This is a genomic window from Pseudomonas sp. B7 (assembly GCF_016735645.1).
Classification (GTDB): domain Bacteria; phylum Pseudomonadota; class Gammaproteobacteria; order Pseudomonadales; family Pseudomonadaceae; genus Aquipseudomonas; species Aquipseudomonas glycinae.
The window spans coordinates 617,525-636,913 of sequence record NZ_JAERRE010000002.1 but is presented as its reverse complement, the minus strand read 5'-3'; the positions used below and the strand labels follow the sequence as shown (position 1 = coordinate 636,913).

Genomic DNA, 19,389 nt, shown 5'->3' with positions numbered 1-19,389 from the left:
CTCATCGGTTCGTTGTCTGGCGCAGCAGCATGGTGCCGCCGCGCTGAGTAAATTCAAGTTTGTTCAGGGCGCTCATGCCGAGCAGCACCTGATCGCCATGCAGCCCCGGCGCCACCAGTGCGCGGACGTCCCGCAGCACGATGTCGCCGAGTTGCAGGCGGTCGATTCGGGTGCGATAGCCCTGGCTCAGGCCATTGGCCGTGCTCAGGGTCACACCGAAACCTTCTTCCAGCCTGAGGTTTTTCGCCACCTCGGCCGGGATTGCCACATCGGTCGCGCCGGTGTCGAGCATGAACTCCACCGGCCGACCGTTGATCAGGCCGCTGGCGACAAAATGTCCCTGGGCGTTGCCGATCAATTTCACTTCGATAAAGCCGTTGCCCTGCTGCGAAGCCACTTCCACATTGGGATTACGCTGGCGTTCTTCCCACTGTCCAAAAAACCGCGTGGCCAGAAACAGCGCCGCGCACCACGCCAGAATCATCAACACCCGACCGGCGCGCTTGCCTGGTGGTTGCTGACTCAAGGGCTCGCATCCCAGCCGCCCGCAGGGGCAGCAAAACGCCACACAATCGGCCGAGACTCGCCATCGGCACGGGTTGCCGAGTTGTTGTCGACGCCGATCCACGCGCCTTGCGCATCGACCAGCAACGCTTCGGCCATTCCGTGTTCGGCGTCGTATTGACGGCTCGGAACCAGTGCATCCGCAGCGAATGACCAGCAACGCTCCTGCTTGCCCGTCAACATTTCATGCCGACAGATTTTGAAAGCATTGCGATCCAGCAGAAACAACTTGTTATTGAATAGAGCAATATCCGAAAAGTCCTTCTCGACTAATTTTGAGCCTGGGAATTGGGGCGGTTGCGGCGCCAGCCCGCCCTCTGTCATCACCACACAACCGACAGCGCAATACCATGTGTAATAAATCGGAGTAATACGCCGCTCGATTTTTACCAACCCTCTTTTTTGCCGCTCTGCTGCCAGCCAGATTTGAGTACTGGCGATGCCAGTAATCACCAAGCCTTCAAACAGCGCATTGGCGTGCGCCAACAACCCGGCTTCCCTCGCCTTTATCTGCATGTTCGGCGAGATGGTCAAAAACCAGGCCGAGGCTCCACTTGATGGGACCTTGAGAATGGCTGAATACGTTTCGCTGAGCACGTACAGATTCCGGGCAGAGTCGCAGGTGATCCCCTCAAAGTCCAACGCACCATTACCCGCAAGCGACCTGAAAAAGCTCTGGGTTTTCATGCCCAGAGTCCGCCCGGCATCGTCAGGCGCTGGTGGAACATTAATCAAAACAGCCTCGGCCTTCCACACCGTGGCTCGTGTATCGAGCTTGTACAGGCGATCGTCATCTCGATCCGAAATCGTCCACAACTGCTCACCGCACCTGGCCAGGCCGGATAGATTACCAGCACGCATGCCATCTACCGGATGCTCCGAAAGCATCAGTAATTCCGGATCAGCGGCCAGTACCAGTGAACTACAGACGAACAAAATACCCGCAACAACATAATTGAGCTTCATCATTGAATCTCCCGCAGTCGGCGTTTCAAGTTTCCCCGAGCCTTGCACGACATGTCGGAATTCAACGACCTCACTACTGTCTCGACAGCATTGCTTCAGAGCTTCATTGCCTGCACTTGAGGCCAAGGACTTCAACCACTGGCCAGTGCAGCAAAGCTGTAAATCATTGAGCGCTTCTTATCATCAGCGTGCGCATCACAAGCCTGTCCGGCGGTAACGCCCGGCCAGTCATTCCGTAACAGGCCAATCTTTCCTGACCAAAGTATTACAGGGTTTTCCGGTCCTGCTACGGATCGCGAACAATCAGCAACGCAAGATCGAAACCTAAGGCTTGGCGCTCCAGCCCCCCTCAGGCGCGGCGAAACGCCAGATGATCGGGCGGACCTCGCCATCGGCGCGCGGGCCGAAGTTGTTGTCGACGCCGATCCAGGCACCTTGAGCATCGACCACCAGCGCCTCTTCCAGCCCGAAGTTCTGCGAATAACGCCGATTGGCCTGCAACAGCTCGGCCGCATACGACCAGCAGAGCTCGACCTTGGCCGTCTGCGCATCACGGCGACAGATCTGGTAGGCGTTGCGCTCAAGGGTAAACAGTTTGCCGTCGAACAGGGACACGTCGGAAAAATCCCGATTGACCGGTCGGGCTTTCGGGAACTGCGGCGGTTGCATTTCCATCCCGCCTTCGCTGAGCAGTACGCAGCGACCGTCACAATCCCACACCGTCTGCTGGCGCTTGATCAGCAACAAGCCACGGCTTTGCCGCTCGGCGGCCAGCCACATCTGATCGCCCGCCGGATTGATCGCCAGGCCTTCGAATATCGCGTTGAATTGCAGCAACATGCCACTGGCCCGCGCTTCGCGAACCATCATCGGCGAGATTTTCAGCCACGACGACGGCCCCTGCGGCGGCACTTGCAGTACGGCGGCGTGGCCTTCGCTGACAATGTAGCGATTGCCGGCGCTGTCGCAGGTGATCCCTTCGAAATCCAGATCACCGCCGCGAACAAACGACGCCGCCCAGGTCCGCGACTTGATGCCCCACGGCAAACCGCTGTCGGGTACTGGCGGCGGGTCGATGCGCACGGCAGTCGCCTGCCAGACGGGATCGCGAGTATCGAGACGATAAATCTGGTCATCGTCGCGATCCGAAACGGTCCACAGGTCATTGCCGCACAAGGCCAGCCCCGACAGGTTGCCGCCGCGCATGCCTTCGACCGGGTGTTCGGCGAGCACGCGCAGTTCTTGCGCAGGCTCCGCCGACACCGTCATCGAACCCAGCAGCAACGCACCCGCCAAGGCCCGGCCAAACCGCATCAGGCCAGAACCTCGGCGAGGTTACCCTTGGATTCGAGCCAGGTCTTGCGGTCGCCGGCGCGTTTTTTCGCCAGCAGCATGTCCATCATTTCCGAGGTCTCGGCGAAGTCGCCCCCGAGGGTCAACTGCACCAGGCGCCGGGTGTTCGGGTCCATGGTGGTTTCGCGCAGTTGCGGCGGGTTCATTTCACCCAGGCCTTTGAATCGGGTGACCTGCGGCTTGCCGCGTTTCTTCTCGGCGACCAGACGGTCGAGGATCCCGTCGCGCTCGGCTTCGTCGAGGGCGTAGTAGATCTCTTTGCCCAGGTCGATGCGGTACAACGGCGGCATCGCGACATAGACGTGACCGGCATCCACCAGCGGGCGGAAATGCTGGACGAACAAGGCACAGAGCAGGGTCGCGATGTGCAGGCCGTCGGAGTCGGCGTCGGCGAGGATGCAAATCTTGCCGTAGCGCAGCTGGCTCATGTCCTCGGCGCCCGGATCGACCCCGATGGCCACCGCGATGTTGTGCACTTCCTGGCTGGCCAGCACTTCGCTGCCGTCGACTTCCCAGGTGTTGAGGATCTTGCCGCGCAACGGCAGGATCGCCTGGAACTCCTTGTCCCGCGCCTGTTTGGCCGAACCGCCGGCGGAATCACCTTCCACCAGGAACAGCTCGGAACGCATCGGGTCCTGCCCGGCACAGTCGGCCAGTTTGCCCGGCAATGCCGGTCCCTGGGTGATGCGTTTGCGCTCGACTTTTTTGCTGGCCTTCAGACGACGGCCGGCGTTGCTGATCGCCAGCTCTGCCAGGGCCAGACCGGTTTCCGGGTTGGCGTTGAGCCACAGGCTGAACGCGTCCTTGACCACACCGGAAACGAAAGCCGCCGCTTCACGGGATGACAGGCGCTCTTTGGTCTGGCCGGAGAATTGCGGTTCCTGCATCTTCATCGACAGGACGAAAGCAATGCGCTCCCAGACGTCTTCCGGCGCCAGCTTCACGCCGCGCGGCAGCAGGCTGCGGAACTCGCAGAATTCGCGCATCGCATCGAGCAGGCCCTGACGCAGACCGTTGACGTGGGTGCCGCCCTGCTCCGTCGGGATCAGGTTGACGTAGCTTTCAGTGACCGAGGTGCCGCCTTCCGGCAGCCACAGCAGCGCCCACTCGACCGCTTCCTTGGTGCCGGCCAGGTTGCCGCAGAACGGGGCATCCGGCAGACGCTCGAATTCGCTGACCGCGTCCACCAGATAGGAGCGCAAGCCATCCTCGTAATGCCACTCGACCTTTTCGCCGGTGCCTTTGTCTTCGAAGCTGATCAGCAGCCCCGGGCACAGAACGGCCTTGGCCTTGAGCACATGCTTGAGGCGGCTGATGGAGAATTTTGGTGAGTCAAAGTATTTCGGGTCCGGCGCGAAGTACACGCTGGTCCCGGTATTGCGCTTGCCGACGGTGCCGATCACTTGCAGATCGGTGGCCTTGAAGCCGTCGGCGAAGGTCATTTCGTATTCGTTGCCGTCACGCTTGACCCGCACCCGTACCTGGGTCGACAAGGCGTTGACCACGGAAATACCCACCCCGTGCAGACCGCCGGAGAACTGGTAGTTCTTGTTGGAAAACTTGCCGCCCGCATGGAGCTTGGTGAGGATCAGTTCAACGCCAGACACCCCCTCTTCCGGGTGGATGTCGACCGGCATGCCACGGCCGTCGTCGCAGACTTCCAGCGAGTGGTCGGCGTGGAGGATGACCTGAATCGATTTGGCGTGGCCGGCCAGGGCTTCGTCGACACTGTTGTCGATGACTTCCTGGGCAAGGTGGTTCGGCCGACTGGTGTCGGTGTACATGCCGGGGCGTTTGCGCACCGGGTCGAGGCCCGAGAGGACTTCGATGGCGTCGGCGTTATAGGAGCTAGCGCTGGGAGTGGCCATAGGGTCTCGTCGTCAGTGATTCAATGAAAATGGGGCAAGACTTCACAGTGCGGTGAAATCGATTGCCTGATAGGTATCGGCGCCAATCCCGGCAAAGCTGAGCAATGCCGGCAATTGTGTAACAAATCCCTGGAAACTATGGTCGCCGCCGGCCTGAATGCGCAAGGCACAGGCCCGGTAATACTGCTGGGCGAGGCGATAATCCAGCGTTTCATCCCCGGTCTGCAACCATACCTGATATCGCTGCGGATCCTGCGGCGCCGGCACTTCCAGCTCGGCCAGGGCCGTCACGTGGTCGTGGGTCAGCTCCCAGGTTTCGTCGGTGTACAGGTTTTTCTGGGTGCCCAGGTATCCGTCGAACATCCGGTGTGGACTGACGGCCGGGTTGACCAGCAAGGCTTTCAGGCCATGGCGCTCGGCCAGGTGAGTCGCATAGTAGCCGCCGAGCGAGCTTCCCACCAGCAATGGCCGGCCGAGTTCGGCGATTGCCTGCTCCAGCTGACCGATGGCTTCGCGCGGGTGGTGATGCAGCGCCGGGACACGCAGTTGATCGCTCAAACCCAGCCGCTCCATCACCTCGACCAGCTGACAGGCCTTCTTCGAGGCCGGCGCGCTGTTGAAACCATGGATATAGAGAATCGAACCGGACATTTGAGCTCCCTGGGCGTCGGCTGAAGAAAGCGGAGTTTACAGGGAGTCAGGGGGTGTTGGGCCAGCACCCGAGGAAATCAGCGCTGCACCCGTCAATCAGTAACCGTTGGAGCCGTAATCCACCTGAAAATCAAAACCGGTGACACGCTCCACGCCGGTCTCCAGCCGCCCATCCGGCAGCAGCCGCAACCAGCGATACCCCGGTGCCTGCTCGCCGACCTTGAAGTCTTCACTGCCCGGCTCGAACTGGATGCAGGTCGATGGCGAGGCGATCAGCCGTACACCGTTGCGCTCGCGGTCGATTTCCTGATGCACATGCCCCCACAGCACGGCGCGGGCCTGCGGGAAGCGGTCGAGCACCTCGAAAAAGGCTTCCGGATTGCGCAAGCCGATCGGCTCCATCCAGGCGCAACCGATCGACACCGGATGGTGGTGGAAGCACACCAGATGATGGCGATCCGGCGCTTCGCTCAGGGAACGGGCGAGCAATTGCAGTTGGTCATCCTGCAAATATCCCGGCACCGAACCGGGCACTGCCGAATCGAGCAGGGTCACGCGCCAGTTGCCGACATCTACCACAGACTCCAGCAGTGCACTCTTCACCGTCGCCCGCGCCATGATCTGCGGTTCGTCGTGATTGCCGGGGATCCAGCGGGCCGGCGCATCGATCTGCGCCGTCATTTGGCGAAACAGCTGATAGGACTCCAGCGTACCGTCCTGGGACAGGTCGCCGCTGGCAACGATCAGGTCGATCCGCGGTTGCTGTTCGAGCACCAGATCGATGACTTTTTGCAGGCTCTCGCGGGTGTTCATGCCCAGCAGCGTTCCATCCGCTTCGGCGAACAGGTGACTGTCAGAGAGTTGCACCAGCAACGCCGTGTCGGCGGTGGTCAAAGTCGATACGCTCGGCAAGGCGTTCTCCCCCGGGATCGCGGGACTGGATAGGTGCGGCAATTATGCGGGGGGACAGCACAAAGAGAAACCGGCGAACCGGACGCAGTTCACAACTTGCGCTGGTTATCGGACTGCCGCGTATTCGTGTCCGCACGCCAGACAATGACTCAGCCATTCGCCCAGGAACAGATTGAGCTGGGCCTTCTCGTCCGGCTGATGCATGGCCGCATTCGGGTAAGGATAGACGCCGCGAAAGCGTCGCGCATGCTCGGCGCTGATCACCTCGGCCATGCGCGCGTCGTGATACACCTGCACTTCCAGTTGCGGCACCGGCAGCCACGGCAGGCTGTGTTCCTGACGCACCTGCAGGGTCGTGGTGTACGGACAGGCCTGCAACACTTCCAGGGTCAGCACACCGAGCATCTGGTCGCCCTGGGTCACGGCGATGCGCCGCGCTTCGGGGTCGCTGCGCATGTCCGGCAACAGTCGCATCAGGCGCGCGTAGTTCGCCTCGCAGGCGGCTTGCAGGCCCACGAGGTCGACGCGGTAGCGATCGCGCAACTTGTTTACGACCATAGCCCCCTCACTTCGGCGCGATTGAGCGCCAGCCACTGCAAGGCGATGATGCTCGCCGCATTGGCAATCCGTCCGTCACGTACGGCCTGCAGGGCATCTTCAAAAGCCCAGACCGTGACGCGAATATCTTCGGCTTCTTCCTCCAGCCCATGCAGGCCGCCAGCGCCTTCGGTGCTACAACGCCCCAGGTACAAATGTACGAATTCGTTGCTGCCGCCCGGCGACGGAAAGTATTTGGTCATCGGCCACAGGGCCTTGATGTCCAGCCCAGCTTCCTCCTGTGCCTCGCGGTGAGCAACTTCTTCCGGCTGTTCGTCCTTGTCGATCAGACCGGCGACCAGCTCCACCAGCCACGGGTTGTCCGTCTTGCCCAGAGCACCGACGCGAAACTGCTCGATCAGCACCACTTCATCGCGCTGCGGATCGTAGGGCAACATGCACACGGCATCGTGGCGCACGAACACTTCACGATTGATTTCGCGGCTCATGCCACCGGCGAACAGTTCGTGGCGCAAGTGCAGACGGTCGAGCTTGTAGAAGCCCTTGTAGCACTGTTCGCGTCGCACGATATCGACGGCGGTCGGAATGGCTTTGGCAAAATCGGTCATGAGCATCCTCTTTACTGCAAATCCAATACGAGGCGCCTTACCTGCGACCTCGACTTCGCGCCATCCTAACGCGCCCGTGATGTTTGATGCAGCCCCTTTACTGTCAGCGGGATGGACGGTGGAGGCGAAACCCACTCTAATTAGCTTAGTGGCGAACTGACCGCTTCGTTGAGAGTCGAAGCGGTAACTTTTTGCCTTCCCCTGCTTCAGAAAGGACGCCCATGTCGCTTTTCAAAATCGCCTCCGTGGCCGCCATCGCCCTGACTCTGGGCGCTTGCGCCAGCCTGTTCCAGCCCAACTACCGCACGCCGCTGGAAACCACCCGCGACGCCTCGGAAACGCTGAAACCGGGTTGCTCCAACCAGGACTGCCCACTGGTGAACATCGATACGTTGCGCTTCCCGGCAGAACCGGCGCTGGACGGCATCATCGAAAAACGCCTGCTGCAAATGACCCGCACCGCACCGAACGCCCCGGTGGCGCCGACGCTAGCAGCGTATCGCGAGCAGTTCCTGGCCACCGCCGGCCCGCGCAACAGCAGCTATTTGCAGGCGAAAGTACGCGAGCAGCATGACGGTCTGGTGATCATCGAAACGTCGAGCTACCTGGACACCGGCGGTGCCCACGGTACGCCTGGCCGTGGTTTCATCAACTATTCGCGTCAGCAGCACAAGGTGCTGACCCTGGCGGACATGCTGCTGCCGGGTCAGGAAGAGGCGTTCTGGAAAGCGGCGCAAGTGGCGCACAACAGCTGGCTGATCAGCACCAAGCTCGATCAGGAACCGGAGTTCGTGAAGAGCTGGCCGTTCGTCAAAACCCCGAACGTGGCGCTGACCTACGGCGGTGTGATCCTCAAGTACGACGTGACCACTATCGCGCCTTATGCGCTGGGCCACGTCGAACTGAAGATCCCTTACCCGCGCCTGAACGGCATTCTCAAGCCCGAGCTGTTTCCCGGCCGTAACTGAAAGCCCGGCCGAGCACCAGTTGCAGCAGCCCTGCCAGCACCAGCGCCGGCAGGGTCGCGCCGACATCCGGATACAGATTGGCCAGCAAGTGATAGGTGCTGATGCCACCCAACCAGGCCAATAGTGCCGGCCAGCGCAACGCGGCCGACGCCACTTGGGCACTGCGCTTGCGCAGGATGAAGTGATCCACCAGCACCACGCCGAACAGCGGCGCAAACACCGAACCGATCAGCAGCAGGAAGTTCTGGTATTGCGCCAATGGCGCGAGCAAGGCGATCAGGGTGCAGATCACACCGATGGCCAGCGCCAGATGCTCGACTTTCAGACGCAACAGAATCCCGCTGGAAACCGCCGCCGAGTGAATGTCGGCGAAAGCGTTCTCCGACTCGTCCAGCAGAATCAGCAGCAGCGGAATACCCAGACCCGCACCGGCCAGTGCCAGCAGCAGCGCGTTGACTTCACCGCTCGGCGCGAAGGCCAGGGTGTAGGCCACGCCGAGACTCATCAGCCAGAAGTTGCCGATGAAAAACCCGATGGCCGTGCCGCCGAACACGTTCTTCGCCCGCTGGCCGAAACGCGAGTAGTCGGCGATCAGCGGCAGCCACGACAGCGGCATCGCAATCGCAATGTCGAAGCCCACGGCGAGTGACATCGAGCCATCCCCGGCCTGTGCCCACAAGGCGGCGAGATCAGCCTTGGCGAACAGGTTCCAGGTCAGCCAGATGCACGCGGCCAGAATCAGCCAGATGCCCCACTTGCGCAGGATCTTGCGCACGAACGTCAACGGCCCGCTGATCGCGAGCAACGTCGCCAATGCGCCGAAGCACAGCGTCCACAACATCGGACTGGCCCACAGCGAACCTTCGCTGAACGCACGGGTGCCGAGCAGACTGGCGGCGTCGCGCATGACGATAATTTCGAACGAGCCCCATCCGATCAGTTGCAGCAGGTTGAGCAGCGCCGGCAGGCTCGCACCTTTGCTGCCGAGGCTGAGTTTCAGCGCGGCCATCGACGACAGGCCGGTGTCGCTGCCGATCACGCCAACGGCGGCCAGCAACAGGACGCCGACCAGGGTGCCGAGGAAAATCGCCAGCAGCGATCCCGACAGGCCCAGCCCCGGCGCCAGCAATGCACCGGTCTGCAAGACCATCAGGCCGATGCCGAGGGAAAACCACAGGGAAAACAGATCGCGACCGCCGAATACACGCTGGTTGGCGGGCACGGCGAGGTCGGGGGAATAAGTACCGGGTTGAGTGCTCAAGGGTGTTATCTCAGAGGGACATTTGTTGTTGTGCTGACCCGTTGATCGTTCCCACGCTCTGCGTGGGAACGATCGGTGCGGACGGTCCGACGCCTAGACGTGGGAACGGTCAGTGCGGGATCAAACCTTCTTGTACAGCTGACTGCCTTCCTTCTTGAACCGCTCGGCCTGTTCCGCCAGGCCCTGGGCGACGTCCACGTCGACCGCGTCGATCCGCTGGTTGGCCGCGTATTCGCGGACTTCCTGAGTGATCTTCATCGAGCAGAATTTCGGCCCGCACATCGAACAGAAATGCGCGACCTTCGCCGAGTCCTTCGGCAGGGTTTCATCGTGATACGAACGGGCGGTGTCCGGATCCAGACCGAGGTTGAACTGGTCTTCCCAACGGAATTCGAACCGCGCCTTGCTCAAGGCGTTGTCGCGGATCTGCGCGCCCGGGTGCCCTTTGGCCAAATCCGCCGCGTGCGCCGCGATCTTGTAGGTGATGATCCCGGTCTTCACGTCATCCTTGTTCGGCAGACCCAGGTGCTCCTTCGGCGTCACGTAGCAGAGCATGGCGCAACCGAACCAGCCGATCATCGCCGCACCGATACCGGAAGTGATGTGGTCGTAACCCGGTGCGATGTCGGTGGTCAGCGGGCCGAGGGTGTAGAACGGCGCCTCGTCGCAGCACTCCAACTGCTTGTCCATGTTCTCTTTGATCAGCTGCATCGGCACGTGGCCCGGGCCTTCGATCATGCATTGCACGTCGTGCTTCCAGGCGATCTTGGTCAGCTCGCCGAGGGTTTCCAGTTCGCCGAATTGCGCTTCGTCGTTGGCGTCGGCAATCGAGCCCGGACGCAGGCCGTCGCCCAGCGAGAAGCTGACGTCGTAGGCCTTCATGATTTCGCAGATTTCGTCGAAGTGGGTGTAGAGGAAGTTCTCTTTGTGGTGCGCCAGGCACCACTTGGCCATGATCGAACCGCCACGGGAAACGATGCCGGTCACGCGCTTGGCGGTCAGCGGCACGTAGCGCAGCAACACGCCGGCGTGGATGGTGAAGTAGTCGACGCCCTGCTCTGCCTGCTCGATCAGCGTGTCGCGGAACAGCTCCCAGGTCAGGTCCTCGGCGACGCCATTCACTTTTTCCAGCGCCTGATAAATCGGCACCGTACCGATCGGCACTGGCGAGTTACGGATGATCCACTCGCGGGTTTCGTGAATGTGCTTGCCGGTGGACAAGTCCATCACCGTGTCCGAGCCCCAGCGAATGCCCCAGGTCAGTTTCGCCACTTCTTCTTCGATGGACGAACCCAGCGCGCTGTTGCCGATGTTGCCGTTGATCTTCACCAGGAAGTTGCGACCGATGATCATCGGTTCCAGTTCGACGTGGTTGATGTTGGCCGGGATGATCGCGCGGCCGCGGGCGATTTCTTCGCGCACGAATTCAGGGGTGATTTCTTTCGGGATGCTCGCGCCGAAGCTGTGGCCGGCATGTTGCTGCTTCAACAGGCCGGCGGCGCGGGCCTCTTGCAGCTTCATGTTTTCGCGGATGGCGACGTATTCCATCTCGGCGGTGATGATGCCTTTGCGCGCGTAGTGCATCTGGCTGACGTTGGCCCCGGCCTTGGCCCGGCGCGGGTTGTTGACGTGGGCAAAACGCAGTTTGGTCAGCTCTGGGTCGGCGAGGCGTTCCTGGCCGAAGTTGGAACTCAGGCCTGGCAGACGCTCGGTGTCGCCACGGTCGTCGATCCACGCCGAACGCACGTCGCCCAGACCTTTGCGCACGTCGATCACCACGTTCGGATCGGTGTACGGGCCCGAGGTGTCGTAGACGGTGACCGGCGCATTGATTTCGCCGCCAAAGTCGGTCGGGGTCACATCGAGGGTGATTTCGCGCATCGGCACGCGGATGTCCGGGCGGGAGCCCTGAACGTAGACTTTTTGCGAACGGGTGAACGGTTGGACCGACTGCTCGTCGACCTTGGCCGAGTCACTCAGGTTGATCGCATTTTTAGATTTTGTAGTCATCACGGGCTCTCCAGACAGCATCCAGGCAGTGGATTGTCGGAGCAGAACCTGAAAGGCACGGACGCACCCAGAACGGGTGCTGTGCATCGTCGTCGAGCGTTCGATTGTCGAACAATTTCCCGGACGAAGCACAAGAGGACTCGCCGGGTGACGAGAAATCTTGTTCCCTACGCAGGCGCTAACCTGATCAGGTTCAACGGGATCCGAAATTATTCGATCTCAGCCTCATAGCAAGGCACCCCGACAAGAACCCGGCCAGTCTAGACACAACCGGCAAAGAACGCCAACACCGCGGCAAACACCATGATGAATGGCGCAATTGGCAGATTGTTGCCTGCTGCTGGCGCAACTACACTCGCTACGCCATGCTGCGCCTTGACGCTGCATGGGCCGCGCCTTACCTTTGGCGCCCGGATTATTTCCATAATATTCATGCTAGGGATCGCCTCATGCTGCGCAAACTCTCACTGGCTGTTGCCGTGTCTTGTGCGTCCACCACAACGGTCTGGGCAGCAGAAGCGCCTTTATCGACCAAGACTGATCTGGTCAGCGTCTATCAGGAAGCGGTCGACAACAACGCCGACCTGGCCGCCGCCCGCGCCCAGTACGGTGCGCAGAAAGAAGTCGTGCCCCAGGCCCGCGCCGGGTTGCTGCCGAACCTGTCCGGCGGCGCTGAAGTCGCCAACGTACGCACGTCGATCGACCAGCCCTCGGCCATCGCCAACCGCAGCGCGCACTCCTATCAGGCGACCCTGGCGCAGCCGCTGTTCCGCGCCGACCGCTGGTTCCAGTACCAGGCCGCCAAGGACGTCAACGAGCAGGCCGCGCTGCAACTCTCGGCCACCGAGCAGAACCTGATCCTGCAAACCGCCGAAAGCTATTTCAACGTGCTGCGCAGCCAGGACAACCTGGCCTCGACCAAAGCCGAGGAAGCCGCGTTCAAGCGCCAGCTCGATCAGTCCAACGAGCGCTTCGATGTGGGCCTGTCGGACAAGACCGACGTGCTGCAATCGCAAGCCAGTTACGACACCGCACGCGCCAACCGGATCGTCGCCCAGCGTCAGGTCGATGATGCGTTCGAAGCGCTGATCACCCTGACCAACCGCCAGTACAACTCGATCCAGGGCATCGTCCACACCCTGCCGATCCTGCCGCCGGCACCGAACGACGCCAAGGCCTGGGTCGATACCGCCGCGAAACAGAACCTCAATCTGCTGGCCAGCAACTATGCGGTCAGCTCCGCCGAACAGACCCTGAAACAGCGCAAGGCCGGCCACCTGCCGACCCTCGACGCCGTGGCCAAATACGAAAAGGGCGACAACGACGCCCTGGGTTTCTCCAACCCGAATGCGTTCGGTACGCCGTACAGTGGCAATGTCGAGCAGAGCACCGTGGGCCTGCAACTGAACATTCCGATCTACAGTGGCGGATTGACCAGCTCCCAGGTGCGCGAGTCCTACTCACGGCTGGACCAGACCGAACAGCAGCGTGAAGGCCTGCGTCGGCAAGTGGTCGAGAACACCCGCAACCTGCACCGCGCGGTGAACACCGACGTCGAGCAGGTGCAGGCGCGCCGCCAGTCGATCATCTCCAACCAGAGTGCGGTGGAAGCCACGGAAATCGGTTATCAGGTGGGGACGCGCAACATCGTCGACGTGCTCGACGCCCAGCGTCAGCTGTACACCTCGGTGCGCAACTACAACAACACCCGCTACGACTACATCCTCGACAATCTGCGCTTGAAGCAGGCGGCGGGGACGTTGAACCCGGGCGACTTGCAGGATCTGACCCGCTACCTGAAGGCCGACTACAACCCGGACAAGGATTTCCTGCCGCCGGATCTGGCCAAGGCTGCCGAAGCCCAGCTCAAGGCCCGGCCTTAAACAAGAAACGCAGCCCTGAGGCTGCGTTTTTTTATGGGCGGTCGATCAACCTTCCCAGTCCATCGAGCAAGCGCTGCAACGCGCCCTGATTGCGGCGCATCACGCTCAGCCCGGCGTCGGCCATGCGCTGTGCGTCGCGGGGCAATTCGAACAGGCGCTGCACCTCTGTGGCCAGACCTTCGGCGTCATCCACCTCGGCCAACGCCCCGGCACTGCGCAGTTGCGCGGCGATGTCGAGGAAGTTGAACAGGTGCGGCCCGCTGATCACCGGTTTCGCCAAGGCTGCCGGTTCCAGCAGATTGTGTCCGCCGTTGGGCACCAGACTGCCGCCAACAAACGCGCTGTCGGCCAGGGCGTAGAGAAACAGCAACTCGCCCATGGTGTCGCCGAGCAGCACCGAAGTCTGCGCATCGACGCTCGCGCCAGTGGAACGACGCACCGTGGCAAAACCTTCACGCTGGCACAACTCGAACACCGAGTTGAAACGCTCCGGATGGCGCGGCACCAGAATCAGCAGCGCATCGGGATGGTTGGCCAGCAAACGACGGTGAGCGCTCAGCACCACTTCGTCTTCGCCTTCATGGGTGCTGGCGGCGATCCACACCGGACGCTCCAGCGCCTGCCATTGGCCGCGCAATTCATGGGCACGTTGCAGCAGTTGCGGGTCGATGGTCAGGTCGAACTTGATCGAGCCGGTGACTTCGACTGTCTCCGGGCGCGCACCGAGATCGCGAAAGCGCTGTGCTTCGGCCTCGGTCTGCACGGCGAACAGGCTCATTTCGGCGAGCATCGGCGCGGTCAGTTTGCTGAACCGGCCATAGCCCTTGGCCGAACGCTCGGACAGCCGCCCGTTGGCCAACGCCACCGGAATCCCGCGCTTGGCGCACTGGTGGATGTGGTTCGGCCAGAGTTCGGTTTCCATGATCACTGCCAGTTTCGGCTGCACGCGATCCAGAAAACGCGCCGCCGCGCAGGGCAAATCGTAAGGCAGGTAGCAATGCTGGATGCGCGGCTCGTTGGCGAACATCGCCAGGATGCGTTCCGAACCGGTCGGCGTCATGCAAGTCACGGTGATCGGCAGCTGTGGATAACGTTGCAGCAGTGCACGAATCATCGGCGCGGCGGCGATGCTTTCGCCCACCGACACGGCGTGAACCCAGATGCCGCCCGGTTGCAGGGCCGGCATGCCACAGGAGAAACGTTCGCCAATCCGCTCGGCATACGCCGGCGCCTTGCGCGAACGCAGCCACAGCCGAATCGCCACCAATGGCAGCCCCAGGTAAAACAGCGCGGTGTAGAGAGTTCTATTCATGGCGGCGGAGTTTATCGGCTTTTGCCGCCGATCGCCCGCAGGTGTATGGCAAATCGCTCCGCCAGCCAGCGAGCGGCCGGGCCAAGCGGTTCGTCGCGGCGCCAGACCAGTTCCACCACCAGCGCCGGCGGCGTCCATTCGCTGTCGAGCTCCACCATCAGCCCCTGATACGCCGAGTACTGCACCACGTGACGCGGCAGCCAGGCCCAGCCGAGATCGCGCACCAGCCATTCGGCCATCACATAGAAGCTGTCAGCGCGCCACACCTGCGGACTGGCCGGTTCGTTGCCGGGATAAATGCTGGTCTGGGTCGACATCAACAACTGCCGATGCTGAGCCAGTTGCTGGCAGGTGACGTAAGCCTGCGATGCCAAGGGATGGTTGACGCCGCAGACTGTGACCATTTCCACACTGCCCAGCACCCGGCGCTCCAGCGCTTCAGGGATTTCATCGTGATAGAACAACAACCCGAGATCGGCCCGGCGCTCCACTAGCTTGCGCGAAACCTCGCCCTGGGCGGCGCTGGTCAACTGGACTTCAAGACTGGGAAACTGCTCGGCCAGGGCGCCGAAACTTTCCACCAGCGCCTGATAGGGCATCGCCTCGTCCTGGGCCACCCGCAATTGCGCTTCCTGCCCGCGCATCATGGCCACGGCCCGGCCGTTCAGGCGCTCGCATTGGCGCAACACTTCCCGCGCCTCTTCCAGCAACGCCTCCCCCGCTTCGGTAAGACTCGGCTGGCGGCCGCTGCTACGCTCGAACAGACTCACGCCGAGATCGTCCTCGAGCATGGCAATCGCGCTGCTGATCGCCGACTGTGCCTTGCGTTGCTGCCGCGCCACGGCGGAGAACGAACGCTGTTCGGCCACCTCGACGAACACCCGCAATTGCTCCAGATTCCACTGCATGCTCATCGGCCAACCCATCTTGTAAACAGATAGGTAATGACTTTACCCCATCTGGGGAGTCACTAGAATGCCGCCTCAGAAAGCAACGCTTCACACGAGGATTTGAACATGAACGCTTACGTCTACCTGGCCATCGCCATCTGTGCCGAAGTGATCGCGACCGTCTCGATGAAAGCCGTCAAAGGCTTCAGCACGCCATTGCCACTGCTGCTGGTCGTCGTCGGTTATGGCATCGCGTTCTGGATGCTGACCCTGGTGGTGCGCAGCGTACCGGTGGGCGTGGCCTACGCGGTGTGGGCCGGCATGGGCATCGTGATGGTCAGCGTCGCGGCGCTGTTCATTTATGGGCAGAAGCTGGATATCCCGGCGATGCTCGGGATGGCGCTGATCGTGCTCGGCGTGGTGGTGATTCAGCTGTTCTCGAAAACCGCCGGCCATTGATCCTGACCTGAGCCCTTGCAGGCAATCACGCCGGCAAAGGCTCATGCCCTCCCTCTGTTGATCATCGACAAATTCCCTTTTCCCCGAGTCTGTATACTGCGCCCTCGTCTTGAACACTGAGGTCGTTGCATGCCATCTCCAATTTCCACCGACGTGCTGATTGTCGGCGCGGGTGTCGCCGGTCTCTGGCTGAACGCGCGCCTGCGTCGCCAGGGTTTCTCGACCGTGCTGGTGGAAAGCGCCAGCCTCGGCGGCGGGCAGAGTGTGAAGTCACAGGGCATCATTCACGGCGGCGCCAAGTACGCGCTGCACGGTGCGTTGACCGGCGCCTCGGAAGCCATCGCCGACATGCCGCGCCGCTGGCGTGAGGCCCTGGCCGGCAACGGCGAACTGGACCTGACCGGCGTGCGCCTGCTGTCCGAAGCCCATTACCTGTGGTCGCCGGGCACCCTCGCCGGCAACCTCACCAGTTTCTTCGCCAGTAAAGCGGTGCGTGGCCGGGTCGATCAGGTCAAGGGCGATCAACTGCCGCTGGCGTTGCAAGACAAGCGCTTCAAAGGCAAGGTCTACCGCCTCGCCGAACTGGTGATCGATGTACCGAGCCTGATCCAGCGTCTGGCCGACCTGTCGGGCGACGGTCTGCTCGCCGGCCAGAACATCGAGCCGTTGCTGGAAAGCGGCGTGCTGGTTGGCCTGAAAGTCGATGGCCGTGAGATCCGTGCCCAGCGCATCGTGCTCAGCGCCGGCGCCGGCACTGCCGATCTGCTGACCGCTTTGGGCCTGACTCATCCGGCCATGCAACGGCGGCCGCTGCACATGATCATCGCCAAGGGTCCGGGCCTGAAGCCGCTGTACGCGCACTGCCTCGGTGGCGGCACCAAGCCGCGCATCACCGTGACCACCCACCCGGCCGCTGACGGCCAGTGGGTCTGGTATCTGGGTGGTGACATCGCCGAATCCGAAGGCGTGGCCCGTGAGCCGGCCGAACAGATCGCCACCGCCCAGAAAGAACTTGGCCAGTTGTTGCCATGGATCGACCTGAGCACCGTGCAATGGGCGACCCTGCGCGTCGATCGCGCCGAACCGCTGCAAACCGGCCTGACCCGCCCGGACAACGCCTTCCTCGCCGAAGACGGTCGCCTGCTGGTGGGTTGGCCAACCAAGCTCGCCCTGGCGCCGGACTTCGCTGACCGGGTGATTGCCTCCCTGGAACGCGACGGTATCCAGCCGAGCCATCCTGGTCCGCTGCCCGAGCTGCCAAAACCACCGATGGGCGTTCCCGCCTGGGAGCAATTGCTGCCATGAGCCTGCCGACCCTGCACGATCTGCATCGCCCACTGGGCAGCACCGGCCTGCTGGTTTCGCCGCTGGGCCTGGGCACCGTCAAACTCGGCCGCGACCAGGGCGTGAAATACCCCAACGGCTTCCAGATCCCCGACGATGACGCTGCGCGCATGTTGCTCAAACAGGCGCGGGAGCTGGGCATCAACCTGATCGACACCGCCCCGGCCTATGGCCGCAGCGAAGAACGCCTCGGCCCACTGCTGCGTGGCCAGCGTCAGGACTGGGTGATCGTCAGCAAGGTCGGCGAAGAATTCGTCGACGGCCAGTCGACCCACGATTTCAGCGCCGCTCACACCCGGATGTCGGTGGAGCGCAGTCTGCAACGTCTTGAAACCGATTTTATCGACCTGGTGCTGGTGCACTCCGATGGCAACGATCTGGCGATCCTCAACGACAGCGAAGTCTACGCAACCCTCGCGGCGCTGAAGGCCGAGGGCAAGATTCGCGGCTTCGGTTTTTCCGGCAAAACCGTCGACGGTGGCCTCAAAGCACTGGAGCAAGGCGACTGCGCGATGGTCACCTACAATCTGAACGAACAAAACGAGAAGGCGGTCATTGACTATGCTGCTGCCCACGGCAAAGCCATTCTGGTGAAGAAGGCGCTGGCCAGTGGTCATGTGTGCCTGAGTCCCGGTGTGGATCCGGTGCGCGCCAGCTTCGAGTTGCTGTTCGCCCAGCCCGGCGTGGCCAGTGCCATCGTCGGGACGATCAATCCGCTGCACCTCGCCCACAACGTTGCGACCGTTGCCCAGGTCCTTCGTGGTCACTGACGCCGCCTCGCGGCCTTAAGCAGGAGCCGACATGCCGCGTACGCTCATCAGAAAGAACCCGAGCAACTTCAAGACGCTGCCGCTGTTCGTCGAAGCCACGCCGGAAGGCCTGACCTACCAAAGCGTGGGTATGCCGCTGAATTTTGCCCAGACCCTGCAGCGGCGCAAACCGGTCAGCGTGGCCGACGCCGAGCGCTTTGCGCTGGAGCTGGCCAACCTCGGCGTCTCGGTGCGCCTGACCCTGCACTGGCAGAATCGCGATTACTGGGTGCTGGTGCGCCAGCGGCGGCAGGATCGCGGCGACGTCGTGCTCAAGCTGATTTCCGGCTACGTGCCAGCCCATGAACTGAACATTCCGCTGCACACGGCGATCCAGGAGATCGCCGAAGAATGCCTGCTGGAAACCCCGGAAGGCTGGCTCGGCGGGCGCTTCAACGACACGTGGCTGCCAGCGCCGTACGCATCGGCACTGCATTATCGCGAGGCCCTGCCCTTTCGCCTGACGCCGCTGTCCGGCTCGGCCCGGCCGGTGCGCTGCGCCAATCTGCAACTGCTCGAACGGCCACGGGCCTACGTGCATTTGCCGACCGCGTCCCTGCAACTGATCTATGACCTGCGCCTCGACGTGCCCAAGGAAGCCAAAAACCTCAGCCTGTTTCATGTCGATGAACGGCTGGAAGGCGATCAACTGGTCGCCCGGCTCGACCGCAAACGTCCCGATCTGTATTTGATGCCGTTGCAGGACGGTGAGCCGCTGCCTGAGCTGTACACGCTGAAGAAAGGTCAGTTGTACCCGGCCGGCACTCGCGGTCTGTACCTGGCGGAAAGCTTCGCCAGACAGGACGGCTGGCTGGTGCGCGATGAGCGGATTCGCTGGAAGGACTGGCTGCGCCAGCAGGGTCTGACGCCGCCGCCCAGGGACACGGGGCTGGCACGGTTGCGCGGCAAGGCCAAACAACTGCTGAAGAAGATCGTGCCGCGCAAGAAAGTGAATTCCTGAACGGCAAAAGAC

Annotated in this window: 18 protein-coding genes and 1 riboswitch; of the genes, 6 read left to right on the top strand and 12 right to left on the bottom strand. The window is 62.1% G+C overall.

Annotation, left to right across the window (positions count from 1 at the left end; all coding sequences use genetic code 11):
• Nucleotide 1: 1 nt before the first annotated feature.
• The 8 genes from JKA62_RS07745 to JKA62_RS07710 all read right to left on the bottom strand — a co-directional run bounded on the left by JKA62_RS07745 (nucleotide 2) and on the right by JKA62_RS07710 (nucleotide 7,480).
• A complete protein-coding gene (locus tag JKA62_RS07745; RefSeq protein WP_007952204.1) occupies nucleotides 2-526 on the bottom strand; it encodes a retropepsin-like aspartic protease family protein in 525 nt (174 codons plus the stop codon).
• Complete coding sequence (locus JKA62_RS07740) at nucleotides 523-1,530, bottom strand: esterase-like activity of phytase family protein (protein WP_041475492.1); 1,008 nt, start codon at nucleotides 1,528-1,530, stop codon at nucleotides 523-525. Before JKA62_RS07740 ends, JKA62_RS07745 begins: the two co-directional genes overlap by 4 nt.
• Before the next feature lie 324 nt (nucleotides 1,531-1,854).
• A complete protein-coding gene (locus JKA62_RS07735) occupies nucleotides 1,855-2,844 on the bottom strand; it encodes an esterase-like activity of phytase family protein (RefSeq protein ID WP_011332164.1) in 990 nt (329 codons plus the stop codon).
• Entirely contained in the window at nucleotides 2,844-4,751 is a 1,908-nt protein-coding gene (parE, locus tag JKA62_RS07730; protein WP_011332163.1) for a DNA topoisomerase IV subunit B, read from the bottom strand. The genes JKA62_RS07735 and parE overlap by 1 nt, the downstream gene beginning before the upstream one ends.
• Nucleotides 4,752-4,793: 42 nt before the next feature.
• Complete coding sequence (locus JKA62_RS07725) at nucleotides 4,794-5,402, bottom strand: YqiA/YcfP family alpha/beta fold hydrolase (protein WP_064382909.1); 609 nt, start codon at nucleotides 5,400-5,402, stop codon at nucleotides 4,794-4,796.
• A 96-nt stretch (nucleotides 5,403-5,498) separates the two neighbouring features.
• Complete coding sequence (gene cpdA, locus JKA62_RS07720) at nucleotides 5,499-6,314, bottom strand: 3',5'-cyclic-AMP phosphodiesterase (RefSeq protein ID WP_011332161.1); 816 nt, start codon at nucleotides 6,312-6,314, stop codon at nucleotides 5,499-5,501.
• Nucleotides 6,315-6,419: 105 nt separating this feature from the next.
• Nucleotides 6,420-6,872, bottom strand: a complete 453-nt coding sequence (locus JKA62_RS07715) for a DUF1249 domain-containing protein (RefSeq protein WP_007952222.1) — start codon at nucleotides 6,870-6,872, stop codon at nucleotides 6,420-6,422.
• The gene (locus tag JKA62_RS07710) at nucleotides 6,863-7,480 is read right to left on the bottom strand and encodes an NUDIX domain-containing protein (protein WP_011332160.1); all 618 of its coding nucleotides are present in this window, start codon (nucleotides 7,478-7,480) and stop codon (nucleotides 6,863-6,865) included. Before JKA62_RS07710 ends, JKA62_RS07715 begins: the two co-directional genes overlap by 10 nt.
• Before the next feature lie 221 nt (nucleotides 7,481-7,701).
• Between JKA62_RS07710 and JKA62_RS07705 the strand changes: the two genes are divergently transcribed.
• A complete protein-coding gene (locus tag JKA62_RS07705) occupies nucleotides 7,702-8,448 on the top strand; it encodes an RsiV family protein (protein ID WP_201817198.1) in 747 nt (248 codons plus the stop codon).
• On the opposite strand, the gene cytX is transcribed toward JKA62_RS07705, so the two are convergent.
• Both cytX and thiC read right to left on the bottom strand, forming a co-directional pair.
• The gene (cytX, locus tag JKA62_RS07700) at nucleotides 8,417-9,709 is read right to left on the bottom strand and encodes a putative hydroxymethylpyrimidine transporter CytX (protein ID WP_011332158.1); all 1,293 of its coding nucleotides are present in this window, start codon (nucleotides 9,707-9,709) and stop codon (nucleotides 8,417-8,419) included. The two genes, JKA62_RS07705 and cytX, sit on opposite strands and share 32 nt — an antisense overlap.
• 120 nt (nucleotides 9,710-9,829) lie before the next feature.
• Nucleotides 9,830-11,719 carry a phosphomethylpyrimidine synthase ThiC gene (gene thiC, locus JKA62_RS07695; protein WP_011332157.1) on the bottom strand — a complete coding sequence of 630 codons (1,890 nt, stop codon included), beginning with the start codon at nucleotides 11,717-11,719 and terminating at the stop codon, nucleotides 9,830-9,832.
• 147 nt (nucleotides 11,720-11,866) lie between these two features.
• A riboswitch (TPP riboswitch) is annotated at nucleotides 11,867-11,972 on the bottom strand.
• A 196-nt stretch (nucleotides 11,973-12,168) separates the two neighbouring features.
• On the opposite strand from thiC, the gene JKA62_RS07690 reads away from it, so the two are divergent.
• Nucleotides 12,169-13,602, top strand: coding sequence for a TolC family outer membrane protein (locus JKA62_RS07690; protein WP_011332156.1), 1,434 nt, complete (start codon nucleotides 12,169-12,171; stop codon nucleotides 13,600-13,602).
• Between the two features lie 31 nt (nucleotides 13,603-13,633).
• Here JKA62_RS07690 and waaA read toward each other — a convergent pair whose 3' ends face one another.
• Complete coding sequence (gene waaA, locus JKA62_RS07685) at nucleotides 13,634-14,914, bottom strand: lipid IV(A) 3-deoxy-D-manno-octulosonic acid transferase (protein ID WP_011332155.1); 1,281 nt, start codon at nucleotides 14,912-14,914, stop codon at nucleotides 13,634-13,636.
• Nucleotides 14,915-14,925: 11 nt separating this feature from the next.
• Complete coding sequence (locus tag JKA62_RS07680; protein ID WP_011332154.1) at nucleotides 14,926-15,828, bottom strand: LysR family transcriptional regulator; 903 nt, start codon at nucleotides 15,826-15,828, stop codon at nucleotides 14,926-14,928.
• A gap of 102 nt (nucleotides 15,829-15,930) precedes the next feature.
• On the opposite strand from JKA62_RS07680, the gene JKA62_RS07675 reads away from it, so the two are divergent.
• From JKA62_RS07675 to JKA62_RS07660, 4 genes are all read left to right on the top strand, one after another.
• Nucleotides 15,931-16,263: a DMT family transporter gene (locus tag JKA62_RS07675; RefSeq protein ID WP_011332153.1), complete on the top strand. Its 333-nt coding sequence runs from the start codon at nucleotides 15,931-15,933 to the stop codon at nucleotides 16,261-16,263.
• A gap of 129 nt (nucleotides 16,264-16,392) precedes the next feature.
• Entirely contained in the window at nucleotides 16,393-17,568 is a 1,176-nt protein-coding gene (locus JKA62_RS07670; RefSeq protein ID WP_011332152.1) for an NAD(P)/FAD-dependent oxidoreductase, read from the top strand.
• Complete coding sequence (locus JKA62_RS07665; RefSeq protein WP_011332151.1) at nucleotides 17,565-18,377, top strand: aldo/keto reductase; 813 nt, start codon at nucleotides 17,565-17,567, stop codon at nucleotides 18,375-18,377. The genes JKA62_RS07670 and JKA62_RS07665 overlap by 4 nt, the downstream gene beginning before the upstream one ends.
• Nucleotides 18,378-18,408: 31 nt before the next feature.
• Nucleotides 18,409-19,377 (top strand): hypothetical protein, encoded by a 969-nt coding sequence (locus JKA62_RS07660; protein WP_011332150.1) that lies wholly within the window; start codon nucleotides 18,409-18,411, stop codon nucleotides 19,375-19,377.
• Nucleotides 19,378-19,389 lie beyond the last annotated feature (12 nt).